The organism is Nocardia mikamii NBRC 108933, assembly GCF_001613505.1.
Classification (GTDB): Bacteria; Actinomycetota; Actinomycetes; order Mycobacteriales; family Mycobacteriaceae; genus Nocardia; species Nocardia mikamii.
The window spans coordinates 439875-451515 of the sequence record NZ_BDCM01000013.1 but is presented as its reverse complement, the minus strand read 5'-3'; the positions used below and the strand labels follow the sequence as shown (position 1 = coordinate 451515).

General features: G+C 69.2%; 12 protein-coding genes and 1 other RNA gene. 6 read left to right on the top strand and 7 right to left on the bottom strand.

Features of this window, described 5'->3' with window-relative positions:
• The first annotated feature begins 82 nt into the window (after positions 1–82).
• Complete coding sequence (locus tag NMI01S_RS20205) at positions 83–1225, top strand: Nif3-like dinuclear metal center hexameric protein (protein WP_062999904.1); 1143 nt, start codon at positions 83–85, stop codon at positions 1223–1225.
• A 132-nt stretch (positions 1226–1357) separates the two neighbouring features.
• Here the strand turns inward: NMI01S_RS20205 and NMI01S_RS20200 are convergent, their stop codons facing one another.
• Positions 1358–1801: an OsmC family protein gene (locus tag NMI01S_RS20200; RefSeq protein ID WP_062999373.1), complete on the bottom strand. Its 444-nt coding sequence runs from the start codon at positions 1799–1801 to the stop codon at positions 1358–1360.
• Between the two features lie 235 nt (positions 1802–2036).
• Between NMI01S_RS20200 and NMI01S_RS20195 the strand changes: the two genes are divergently transcribed.
• Positions 2037–2774, top strand: coding sequence for a zinc ribbon domain-containing protein (locus NMI01S_RS20195; protein ID WP_062999371.1), 738 nt, complete (start codon positions 2037–2039; stop codon positions 2772–2774).
• Between the two features lie 10 nt (positions 2775–2784).
• Positions 2785–4017, top strand: a complete 1233-nt coding sequence (locus NMI01S_RS20190) for a bifunctional RNase H/acid phosphatase (RefSeq protein ID WP_062999370.1) — start codon at positions 2785–2787, stop codon at positions 4015–4017.
• 94 nt (positions 4018–4111) lie between these two features.
• Here the strand turns inward: NMI01S_RS20190 and NMI01S_RS20185 are convergent, their stop codons facing one another.
• Complete coding sequence (locus tag NMI01S_RS20185; protein ID WP_062999368.1) at positions 4112–4999, bottom strand: alpha/beta hydrolase; 888 nt, start codon at positions 4997–4999, stop codon at positions 4112–4114.
• A gap of 62 nt (positions 5000–5061) precedes the next feature.
• Positions 5062–6225 (bottom strand): lactate 2-monooxygenase, encoded by a 1164-nt coding sequence (locus NMI01S_RS20180; protein ID WP_062999365.1) that lies wholly within the window; start codon positions 6223–6225, stop codon positions 5062–5064.
• Between the two features lie 202 nt (positions 6226–6427).
• On the opposite strand from NMI01S_RS20180, the gene rnpB reads away from it, so the two are divergent.
• Positions 6428–6845, top strand: an RNA gene (gene rnpB / locus NMI01S_RS20175) — RNase P RNA component class A.
• Between the two features lie 167 nt (positions 6846–7012).
• Here the strand turns inward: rnpB and NMI01S_RS20170 are convergent.
• The 3 genes from NMI01S_RS20170 to NMI01S_RS20160 all read right to left on the bottom strand — a co-directional run bounded on the left by NMI01S_RS20170 (position 7013) and on the right by NMI01S_RS20160 (position 8643).
• Entirely contained in the window at positions 7013–7285 is a 273-nt protein-coding gene (locus NMI01S_RS20170; protein WP_157126273.1) for a Clp protease N-terminal domain-containing protein, read from the bottom strand.
• Between the two features lie 97 nt (positions 7286–7382).
• Complete coding sequence (locus tag NMI01S_RS20165; RefSeq protein ID WP_062999361.1) at positions 7383–7781, bottom strand: nuclear transport factor 2 family protein; 399 nt, start codon at positions 7779–7781, stop codon at positions 7383–7385.
• Between the two features lie 28 nt (positions 7782–7809).
• Complete coding sequence (locus tag NMI01S_RS20160; protein WP_062999359.1) at positions 7810–8643, bottom strand: oxidoreductase; 834 nt, start codon at positions 8641–8643, stop codon at positions 7810–7812.
• Positions 8644–9452: 809 nt separating this feature from the next.
• On the opposite strand from NMI01S_RS20160, the gene NMI01S_RS20155 reads away from it, so the two are divergent.
• Together NMI01S_RS20155 and NMI01S_RS20150 are read left to right on the top strand one after the other, a co-directional pair.
• Complete coding sequence (locus NMI01S_RS20155; protein WP_062999357.1) at positions 9453–9785, top strand: hypothetical protein; 333 nt, start codon at positions 9453–9455, stop codon at positions 9783–9785.
• A 15-nt stretch (positions 9786–9800) separates the two neighbouring features.
• On the top strand, positions 9801–11243 hold the full coding sequence (locus NMI01S_RS20150) for an RNB domain-containing ribonuclease (RefSeq protein ID WP_084513092.1): 1443 nt from the start codon (positions 9801–9803) through the stop codon (positions 11241–11243).
• Here the strand turns inward: NMI01S_RS20150 and NMI01S_RS20145 are convergent.
• Complete coding sequence (locus tag NMI01S_RS20145; protein ID WP_062999355.1) at positions 11224–11631, bottom strand: MerR family transcriptional regulator; 408 nt, start codon at positions 11629–11631, stop codon at positions 11224–11226. The genes NMI01S_RS20150 and NMI01S_RS20145 overlap by 20 nt on opposite strands.
• Positions 11632–11641: the final 10 nt, after the last annotated feature.

Sequence of the window (11641 nt, the reverse complement as noted above, 5' to 3'; positions counted from 1 at the left end):
GGAGGCGCGCGGCGCCGTCCGGCCCGGCAGGCGGCGTCGGCGTGGATAATGACCGGAACGGCGAAACGGTGGAGGTGCGGTGGTGACAGCGACGAATTCTGTTGTGACGCTGAAGGACTTGATCGGTGTCCTCGACGGCGCGTATCCGCCTCGGCTGGCGGAGTCCTGGGATTCGGTGGGGCTGGTCTGTGGTGATCCCGCGGCCTCCGTCTCGCGGGTGCTGTTCGCGGTCGACGCCACCGCCACCGTGGTCGACGAGGCGATCGATTGGGGCGCACAGGCTTTGGTCGTGCACCATCCGCTGCTGCTGCGCGGCGTCGACACCGTGGCCGCGAGTACCCCGAAGGGCGCGCTGCTGCATCGGCTGATCCGCAACGACTGCGCGTTGTTCACCGCGCATACCAACGCCGATTCGGCCGATCCCGGCGTGTCCGATGCCCTCGCCCATACGCTCGGGCTGACGGTGACCGGGCCGCTGGAACAGAAATCGGTGGCGCCGGTGGACACCTGGGTGGTGTTCATTCCGCGCGCGCACACCGATGCGGTGCTGGCGGCGATGTTCGAGGCGGGCGCGGGTGGCGCCGGGTTCTATCGCGAATGCGGTTGGCGGGTGCCGGGAACCGGGCAGTTCCGGCCGATGGCGGGAGCGAATCCGGCGATCGGGCAGGTCGGCGACCTGGAATTCGTCGAAGAGGACCGTGTCGAGGTGGTGGCGCCGCCGTCGGCCCGCGCCGCGGTGCTGGCCGCGCTCCGTGCCGCCCACCCCTACGAGGAACCGGCCTTCGACGTCACCGAACGCGCGGCGCTGCCTTCGGCGCAGGGCCTCGGACGCATCGGCACCCTGCCGGAACCGGAAACGTTGCGCGCCTTCACCGCTCGCGTGCGCGCCGCCCTGCCCGGCACCGCGTGGGGGGTGCGGGCGGCCGGCGATCCCGACCGTGAGATCCGCACCGTCGCGGTATGCGGCGGCGCGGGCGAATCCTTCCTGGGCACGGTCGCGAAGCTCGGCGTCGATGCCTACGTCACCGCCGACCTGCGCCACCATCCCGCCGACGAACACCTGCGCGCGGGCGGTCCCGTGCTCGTCGACGTCGCCCATTGGGCCAGCGAATTCCCCTGGTGCGCCCAAGCGGAAGGTGTTGTGCGGGAAGCACTTCCGGGCGTGCAAACCCGGGTCAGCACCCTCCGTACCGACCCGTGGACTCTCGGCGCCGCCGACGACTGACGTGAGCGGCCGTCACACCGGGCCGGTGAGTTCGGAGGCGAGCCGACCGGCTGTGTCACCTCTGGGCGGAACGGGACGAGCGGCGCGAGGCCGGCCCGGGCGTTCTCTCGCGATCGGCGGACCGGCGCGAATTCACTCCGTCCGGATATCGGGCTCGTGGTCGACGGGGAAATTGACCGAGTTGGCGATGAAGCAGCGCTCGTGGGCCTCGGCGTGGAGGGCGCGCGCCTGCTCGACCCGAGTCGCGTCGGTGATGGTGACGCGCGGGCGCAGCGTGACATGTTCGAAGCGCTTCTCGTTCATCACGCCTTCGGCCTCGTCGAGATAGTCGATCACCACGATTCCGGCCTCGACGCACAGATGCAGGTACCACAGCATGTGGCACTCCGAGAGCGAGGCGACCAGGAGTTGCTCGGGATTCCAGCGGGTCGCGTCGCCCCGGCCGACGACCGGGTCCGCCGACCCCCGCAGCGGCGGTCGTCCCTCGGCGAGCACCTCGTGGTTGCGCGAATACGAGCGGTAATCGGTGGTGGCGCCGGTCCACACCACGTCCACGCGATAGCGATGTTCGGCCATCCGGTCAGGGTGTCACAGTGGCGGCGGCGCCGCATTCGAGTTGTCGGTGAGCCCGGGAACCGGTACCAGGGCCACCCCGGCACACCGCGTTCGGTCGCGTATCCGGTGGTCGCGGGCGGGCGATGCGGGGTTGGGGCGAAACCGGCCGTGGGCAGAGTACGGTTGAGCACCGGCGTCGCGCACCCGCTGCCCGTCGCCCCGCAACCGTCCATAGTGTCGAGGAGTACGTCCCGCGTTGAATGTCGAACCACCGATCCAGGCCAAACTGCTCGACCTCGCGGCCGTCGACGCCGAGTTGACGCGGATCGCGCATCGCCGCAAGGTGCTGCCCGAACAGCAGGAAGTGCAGCGGCTGGAAGCCGAACGCACCGACCGCAAGGATGCGGCGGTCAAGGTCGAGATCCAGCTCGACGATCTCGACCGCGACATTCGCAAACTCGAAGGCGAGATCGACGCCGTGCGCAAACGTGAGGCGCGCGATCGCGGCATGCTCGAGGGCGGCAGCGTGGGCGCCAAGCAGCTCTCGGAGTTGCAGCACGAACTGGGCAGCCTGGAACGCCGGCGCGGGGTCCTGGAGGACGAACTGCTCGAGGTGATGGAGCGGCGCGAGGCGGCCGAGGCCGATCACCAGCACGCGGGCGCCAACCTCTCGCGCGCCGAGGAGGATCTGACCCTGGCGCAGAGCCGTCGCGACGACGCGGTCGCCGACTTGGACGTGGCCGCGCAGCGCTGCGGCACCGATCGCGAACAGTTGGTCGCCGGATTCCCGGAGGAGCTGCTCGCGATCTACGACAAGCAGCGCGCCCAGCACGGCGTCGGCGCGGCGCTGCTGCAGGCCCGCCGGTGCGGCGCCTGCCGGATCGAACTCGACCGCGGCGAGATCGCCCGGATCGCCAAGACCGATCCGCAGGTCGTGGTCCGCTGTCCCGAATGCGGTGCGATCATGGTGCGCACCAAGCAGTCCGGATTGTGACGGGCCGGCGATGACGGGACGCTCGGTGATCGTCGAGGCCGATGGCGGCTCGCGAGGTAATCCCGGCCCGGCCGGCTACGGCGCGGTGATCTGGGATTCCGACCGTGCCACGATCCTCGCCGAACGTCGCGAATATCTCGGCGTCACTACGAACAATGTCGCCGAATACCGCGGTCTCATCGCCGGTTTGGCCGCCGCCGCCGAATTGGGCGCGCGCGTCGTCGAGGTGCGGATGGATTCCAAACTCGTCGTCGAGCAGATGTCGGGACGCTGGAAGGTCAAGCACGCGGCCATGATTCCGCTCGCCGAGCGAGCCCGCCAGCTGGTCGCCGGCTTCGATCGGGTGGGTTTCCAATGGATTCCGCGCGAGCAGAATTCGCATGCCGATCGGCTCGCCAACGAGGCCATGGACGATGCGGTGGTGGTCGCGGAAGTGCGCGAGGCGGATACCGAACGGCCGGTCATCGACAGTGTGGCCGAACCGGAATCGGCTGCCCAGGATTCGGCACGCGGCGTCGGAGCCGAGCTGCCGAGCCGGATCGACGAAGCGGCAGACGCCCGTGCCGCGCACGAGGATCCGGTCGTGCAGGAGACGGCTGCGGCGCCCGGCCCGGGCTGGACCGGCGCCCGCGGGCGGCCGACCCGGCTGTTGCTGCTGCGTCACGGTCAGACCGAATTGTCCGTGGAGCGACGGTATTCCGGCCGCGGCAATCCGGAGCTCACCGCGCTCGGTCGCGAACAGGCCGCACGGGCCGCGAAATACCTTGCCGCGAAAGGCGATATCGCCGCGGTCGTGACCTCGCCGCTGGGCCGGGCTCGGGAGACCGCGCAGGCCGCGGCACAAGCGCTCGACGTACCGGTGCGGGTCCTGGACGCGCTGACCGAAACCGACTTCGGCGAATGGGAAGGCCTCACGTTCACCGAAGCGGCGCAACGGGATCCGGAACTGCATCAGCGTTGGCTCGGTGATCCCTCGCTACCCGCTCCAGGCGGTGAGAGCTTCACTCAGGTGCGCGAACGCGTCGAGGCCGCGCGCCGCGACCTGCTGGCGCTGTATCCGGGACAGAACGTCGTCGTGGTCAGCCACGTGACGCCGATCAAGACGCTGCTGCAATTGGCGTTGGAAGTCGGCCCGTCACTGCTGTACCGGCTGCACCTGGATCTGGCGTCGCTGTCGATCGCCGAGTTCTATCCCGACGGCGGATCGTCGGTGCGACTGGTCAACGACACCTCGTACCTCTGAACACTGGCCGGGGGCAACAGGTTCAGGACCACGGAGTCCGGCGGCGCAGAGTCCGGGGCTCGGTGTTCGGGCGGTGCGCCCGAACGTGGGGCGTTCAGGGGCGCAGCACCGACACCAGGAATTCGGTCTGGTCGTAGACGGCCTTCTCGAACCAGTCGTCGAAGTAGATGTCGAAGTGCCCGATGGGGTATCGCTTCACGATGCCGTGTTTGGTGCGTTCGGCGGCCCTGAGCGTCGGGCCCACCGGTGCGACCGAATCGTTGTCGCACACCGCGTACAGCACCGGCACCTTGATGGCCTTGGTGCGCCGCCACGGTGAATCGAACATCACCGACATACCCACGCGGGCAGCCACTTTCGGCTGATACTGCGCGCTCTCCTCGGCGAGGCGGCCGAAGCCCTCGGGCACGTCGGAGGCGCTCATCAATGCCGCCGAACGCTTGCGCCCGGCCAGTCGCACGCCCACCGGCTTGCGGCGGATCGGGCCTACGAGGAGGTCGACGAGCGCGAGGGTGCCGGTCTTGGCGAGGCTGATCGGCCCCTTCGCCATCGCCGAGGACCAGCCGCTGGTGAACGGGCACTGCGCCACGACCGCGGCCAGATAGTCGTCCTCGTGCGCGATGGACAGGACGTGGCCGCCGCCGAACGAACTGCCCCACAAAGCGATTCGGGTCGCGTCGAAACCTTTGAGGGTGCGGGCGAAGGCGATCGCGGCGCGCCAGTCGTCGCGCTGGCGCGCGATGTTGATCAGCTGGCGCGGTTCACCACCGCTGGCGCCGAAATGCCGGTAATCGAAGACCAGCACGCCCATTCCGGCCGCGGCGAACCGGCGTGCGTAGCGATCCAGACCCATTTCCCGGTTCGCCCCCAGCCCGTGCCCCATGATGACCAGTGGACGCGGTTTGGGCGGGCCGTCCGGAAGATAGAGCCACGCAGCACACTGTTCGCTTCCCGAACCGAACCCCACCTCGACACGCTCCATGGGCGAATACCGTACTGGGTCGCGCGCCCGGCCGCAGACGTGGATCCCCGCTCAGGGCACGATTACGGGTGAACGGAACGCAAACACTCGCGAGTCAGATCCTTCAGCGCCGGGTAGCCGTCGACCGCCATGATCAGGTCCGCTTCCGCCAGCAGAGTGCGCAGGACGTGCACGATCGCGTCCACGCCGCCGAGCGCCAGACCGTACGCGTAGGGCCGGCCCACACCGACCGCGGTGGCGCCCAGTGCGAGCGCCTTGACGACATCCGCGCCGCTGCGGATTCCGGAATCGAACAGCACCGGCAGACCCTCGGCCGCGGCGACGACCTCGGGCAACACATCCAGGGCGGGCAGTCCGCCATTGGCTTGGCGCCCACCGTGATTCGAGCAGTAGATGCCGTCCACGCCACCATCGCGGGCCCGGCGCACATCGTCGGGATGGCAGATTCCCTTGACGATCAAGGGCAGATCGGTCAGTGAGCGCAGCCAGGCCAGATCCTCCCAGCGCAGCGGGTTGCCGAACAGTTGCACCCACCGCAGCACCGCGCTCATCGGATCCTCTTCGGGAGAGCGCTGCAGACCGGAGAGGAAGACCGGATCGGTGAAATAGTTGGCGAGGCAGTGCCCGCGCAGCTGCGGGAAATTGCCGGTGGACAGATCGCGCGGCCGCCAGCCCGTGATCCAGGTGTCGAGGGTGACGACGATGCCCTTGTAACCCGCCCGCTCCGCGCGGTGCACCAGACTCGCCGCGAGATCGCGGTCGGTGGGGGTGTAGAGCTGGAAAAAGCCCGGGGTGTCACCGAATTCGGCGGCGACATCCTCGAGCGGGTCGACGGTGAGGGTCGAGGCGACCATCGGCACGCCGATGCGGGCGGCGGCGCGGGCGGTCGCGAGATCGCCGTGGCCGTCCTGGGCGCAGAGCCCGATCACGCCGACCGGGGCCATGAAAAGCGGTGTGGGAAGCGTCATTCCGAACAGGTCGACCGACAGGTCGCGCTCCTTCGCGCCGACGAACATGCGGGGGATGAGCCCCCAACGGTCGAAGGCGGCGACATTGGCGCGCTGGGTGCGCTCGTCGCCCGCGCCGCCGGCCACATACGACCAGATCGAGGGCGGCATGGCCGCCTGCGCGCGCTGTTCGAGTTCGGCGAACGCGACCGGGTACTCCGGTACGACACCGCGCAGCCCCTGGAAGTAGATCTCGTTCTGGAAGTCGCCGAACCCCATGTGCGCTGCCCTTCTGTGCCGTCGGTTCGCTGTGGGGACGCGCTCCACGGCGAATGCGGCTTCACTGTATGCGTAACCTCCGGTACCGCGCCACGCCGTCCTGGGGCGCGCCGCGCGACGGCCGCCGCCTGTTCCCGGCCCGGAATGCCGGCTGCGGCCCGATGTGCGCTCGTCAGCGCTCGCACGGCACAATGGTGCGTGACGAGTCGGTCGGGCGACCGCGTCGACGGGAACGGGCACGGCTGTGCCGCTGCCCGTCGCCGAGGAAAGTCCGGACTCCACAGAGCAGGGCGGTTGTTAACGGCAACCCGGGGTGACCCGCGGGACAGTGCCACAGAAAACAGACCGCCGGCGGTCTCTCCGGAGGTCCGCCGGTAAGGGTGAAACGGTGCGGTAAGAGCGCACCAGCGCCCCGGGTGACCGGGGCGGCTCGGTAAACCCCGCCCGGAGCAAGGTCGAAGGTCGCACTCTCGCGAGTGCGGCTGCGCAGGTGCCCGAGGGCTGCTCGCCCGAGCCTGCGGGTTGGCCGCTCGAGGTGCCCGGTGACGGTGCACCCAGATGGATGGTCGCCTCCCGGTGCGAACCGGGAACAGGATCCGGCTTACAGACCGACTCGTCCCCTCCGGGGTTCCCTCATCCGAGCTGTTTCCGTGGAGCGACCGTGCGGCGCTGGACGCGTTTCGCGGAGCGGGCGTTTCCGGTGAGCAAGGCGCGATGATCCGCGAAGCGCAGGTCACCGAGTTCACGGTCGGCGACGAGACCCTTCTGCGCTGACCGGCCTTCCCGGTTAGCGCGCGCAGCCCTCGCCGTTGTCCGGATGTTCGGTCGGATTCGGGTACGGCCCGTTGCGCAGGGTTTCGTGCAAGGCGTCCGAGACCGCCGCCAGATCGGCGCCGGTGCGCTGGAAAGCCCGGGCGAGCGCCGAACTCGGGTGACGTAGCGATGCGAGGACGAGATGTTCGGTGTCGAGGGCGGTGTGGCCGGCCTCGCGCGCGATCCCGGCGGCTTCGTCCAGTGCGCGTCGCAGGCCGGGGGCGTGCGGTAGCGGTTCCGCGGTCATGCGTTCATGATCTCCCGTGCCGAGCACTTCAGCGCCTATTTCGCGACTATTCGGCAACGGCGGTTCGGCCGCGGGCCGGTCGGCGCCGGGCTCGCTCCTACGGGTGCAGCGGTGTGCGCCGGGGGCGCACGATGCGGTGGGTGATTTTCCAGCCGGCGCCGATGCGCTGGATGGTGTCCTCGTAGGTGACACTGCCGACCGTGCCGTCGGCCATGACGGCGAAGCCCTTGGACAGGGCGCGGACGGCGCCGTCGGCGACCTCGTTGACGACGATGTTGGTGACGTGGTGGGCGACGGGGTTGTTCTCGCCCAGTGCGAGCGCGGCGTCTCGGCAGGCGGGGATGCCGACCAGGACGCCGCCGCCCAGGGCGGTGACGTCGTAGACGACGTCCTCGGCGAACAGTGCGGGCCACCCATCGAAATCGCCGTTGTCGGTCAGGTGGCCGTGCAGGTTGGTCAGATCGGTGATCGCGAAGCGATCGTCCGCTGACAGCATGTCGGGTCCTCCGGCGGTCGGGGAGTGATCAGCGGAAACCGGTGTCGGCGGCCCAGGGTTCGAGCTCGTCCAGATCGGCGAGGCGCTGGGTCAGGGTGGCGCGGATGCCGGCGAATGCCTCGGGGCCGAGCGGCAGCCGCAACGGCGGTTCGTCCATGGCGACCGCGTGCAGAATAGCCTCGGCGGCTCGGGCCGGATCGCCGGGCTGTGCGCCGTCCTGAGCCCGGAAGCGCTCTCGTTCCTCGGCGAAGATCGGTGCGTATTCGGGCATCGGTTCGGCCCATTGGATGGACCGGCCGGCGAAGTCGGTGCGGAACGGTCCCGGCTCCACGATGGTCACCTTGATGCCGAACGGCGCGACCTCGTACGACAAACCTTCCGACAGTCCTTCGACCGCGAATTTGCTGAGTGCGTAAGGGGTTCCGCCGAGGCGGGCACGCACCCCGCCGACCGAGGACAGCTGCACGATATGCCCGCTGCGCTGGGCCCGCATGAGCGGCAGTACCGCCTTGGTGACCGAAATCAGGCCCCAGACATTGGTTTCCATCAGGGTGCGCAGTTGCTCGTCGTCGCATTCCTCGAGCGCGCCGCGCAGTCCGTATCCGGCGTTGTTGACCAGAACGTCGATGCGGCCGAACCGAACTCGCGCCTCCTCGACCGCCGCGGTGATCGACGCCGTATCGGTGACGTCCAGCTGTGCGACGAGCGCCCGCTCCGGATCGCGATCGCGAAGCTCGGCAAGGGATTCGGTGTTGCGCGCGGTGGCGACCACACTGCCGCCCTCGGCCAGCACCGCCTCCGCGATCGCACGGCCGAAGCCGCTGCCGGCGCCGGTGATGAACCAGACGTGATCGGTGGTCATGGTGGAGGCCTCCTGTGTCGGATCGTCGTCGAAGCCGGGCCTTGCGACCGCATGCGGTGCCCGCGGCGGCCCGCCGGCACCGGGTGCGGTCGCGCGATGATCAGCCGGCGGGGTTGATCACCAGAATCTGGGCCCAGTAGGCCGCCTGCTCGGGACCGACGAGAGGCAGCAGGTAGTCGAAGACGATGGACGACATGCGGTGTGGAACTCCTTGTACTCGAGGAACTATTACTCGACGACTCTCGCCGCGCGGCGCACTCTCGTTACTGCACGGACCCCCGAATCCGTGGGTACGCCGTGGCCTGTCACCATCGGCAACAGTAACAGCGCGCTCCGACAGTCGCAGGCCCAGCGGAAAACGGACTCGACGGGGGGATTCGGCGTACGGTAGCGTGATCTGGACGTAGGTCCGAGTCGCGTGAGTTATGACTGTTCGCTCTGAATGGTGTGATATTTCCTTCCGGAATGATCCGGTTCGACGACCGTTGCGTGCCGTGCGCGATCCGATTCGTCGACCCCCGTTGCGCTCGGAGAGACCGCATTGCCGCCGTCGCGGTGGGCGAGCGCGAAATAGCAGGCACCGACGGTTCGCGCCGTCCCCGCCTCGGTTGACGCCCGGTCCGGTGAGCGGGCGCATTCCCGGCAAATGCGGGCGAATCGGCTGGTCTCGGCGTGTCCCGTGCGACGAACCGCCCCGGAGTGGCCGGAACCGTGATCGACGTCATACAGTGTTGGCCGTTGGAAGTGTCACTGCCGGGGGCGGCGGTGACTATGGGTGCTACGAGTGTCGGAAAGCAGGTTCTGTATATATGCGAGTAGTTCGCAAGTTGGCGGCCGGTGCATTGATCGCCGCAGCTGCGTCGGGTTTGGCGGTGCTGGGCGCGGGATCGGCGTCCGCGGTCGCGGTCACTCCGCTGCCGGGTGGCGTCCAGGTGGACCTCAGCCCGGGTGACACCCAGTGGGTCCACCAGTCCCACGTCGGCCAGACGATCGCGGTGCTGCCGCACCCGTCGGCGGCCTCGTTCGGCCAGGCTCTCGATGCCGCGGCGACCCTGTCGTCGCAGTACCCCGACGGCCGCGTCGTCTTCACCGTGTACGGTCCGTTCGATCAGCTGAACGGCACCATGCTGGCGCTCAAGTAAGGTTCAGCGCCCCGCGTGGAACTGCATCCCAGGATCGTCTCGGCACCGGTGGACTTCGGTGTCGTGCGATCCGAATTCGGACTCGCCTCGGAATATCCGTCCGAGGCGGTCTCGGAGGCCCGCGACGCAGTCGATGCGTTCGCGGGCGTCCGGGCCGATCGCACCGACATCCCGTTCGTGACGATCGACCCACCCGGCGCCATGGATCTCGACCAGGCGCTGCATCTCGAACGCACCCCGACCGGATTCCTGCTGCATTACGCCATCGCCGATGTGGGTGCGGTGGTCACGCCCGACGGCGCGATCGCGCGGGAATCCTTGGTAAGAGGTCAAAGCTTCTATCTCCCCGACGGCACCGTGCCGCTGCATCCGCCGGTGCTCTCGGAAGGGTCGGCCAGTCTGCTGCCCGGCGCGGTTCGTCCGGCCGCCCTGTGGACCATCGACTGCGACGACAAGGCAGAGCCGCAACGCTTCTCGGTGCAGCGCGCCCTGGTTCGTTCCCGCGCCCGCCTCGACTATCCCGGCGTCCAGGCCGACGCCGACGCCGGCCGCCTGCATCCCTCGATCGCCGCACTGCCGGAATTCGGCCGCCTGCGCATCGAGGCCGGTCTGGCCCGCGGCGCGATCGAACTGCGGCTGCCCGCGCAATCGGTGATTCCCGACGGCCGCGACCACGACACCGAACACTGGCAGTTGGCGGTCGAACCGCGCACCGCCGCCGACGACTGGAACGAACAGGTCTCCCTGCTCACCGGCATCTGCGCGGCCCGAATCATGCTGGCGGACAACGGTTCCGACGCCCGCATCGGGCTACTGCGCACCATGCCCGCGCCGCCGGCCTCCGCGATCGCGTCCATGCGCCGCACCGCCGCCGCGCTCGGCGTGCGCTGGCCGGCCGGAATGCCGGTCGGCCGGATGCTGGCCGGACTGGATCCCAACACCCCCGCCGCGCTGGTGCTCAACTCCGAGGCGACCAGCCTGCTGCGCGGCGCGTCCTACACCGTGCTCGACGGCGAAACACCGGATGTGGTGCAGCACAGCGGCATCGGCGCGGCCTACGCCCATGTGACGGCGCCGCTGCGCCGCCTCGCCGACCGGTACGCCACCGAAATCTGCCTGGCTCGCTGCGCCGGCACCCCCGTACCGCACTGGGTGCGCGACGGACTCGGCGCCGCCGCGGACACGATGCGGCGCAGCGACGCCGTCGGCGGCAAACTCGAACGCGCGTGCATCGATCTCACCGAATCCACCGTTCTCGCACCACGTCTGGGCGACATCTTCGAGGCGGTGGTCATCCGCGAGGGCAACGGCAACCGATCCGCCGAAATCTTCGTCGCCGACCCGCCGGTGCTCGCCAAATGCACCGGCTCGCCGCCGGAGGGCCAGCGGGTGCGGGTCCGCCTGGACATCGCGGACCCCGACAAACGCGTGGTGGGCTTCAGCTTTCCGGCGGAGTGAGTTGCTCGTCGCCGGTGCCTCGCTGGGGATCGAGCCACGGCATCCGGCTCACCAACTGGTCCCGAAGGTGTGTCAAACGGGCGATGCGCTCGTTCAGCTCCGCCACCCGCGGCGGCCCGACCACCGCGTATCCCGAGGCGCAGCGGGGTTCGTAAGGAAAGACGTCGGGAAGCTCCCGGTCCAGATAAGGAGCGAAAGCACGCACATCCTCGACCGTGAATCCGAGGCGAAGCAGTTCGCGGATGTTGCCTACCCTGGCCACCGCCTTCTCCTCGTACTCTCGGTATCCCGCGGCGGTGCGCCCGGACGTGAGTAGTCCCTGTTCTTCGTAGAAGCGCAGCGCCCGCGTCGTCACTCCGGTGCGGGCCGCCAGTTCGCCGATCAACATCGCGCGTATC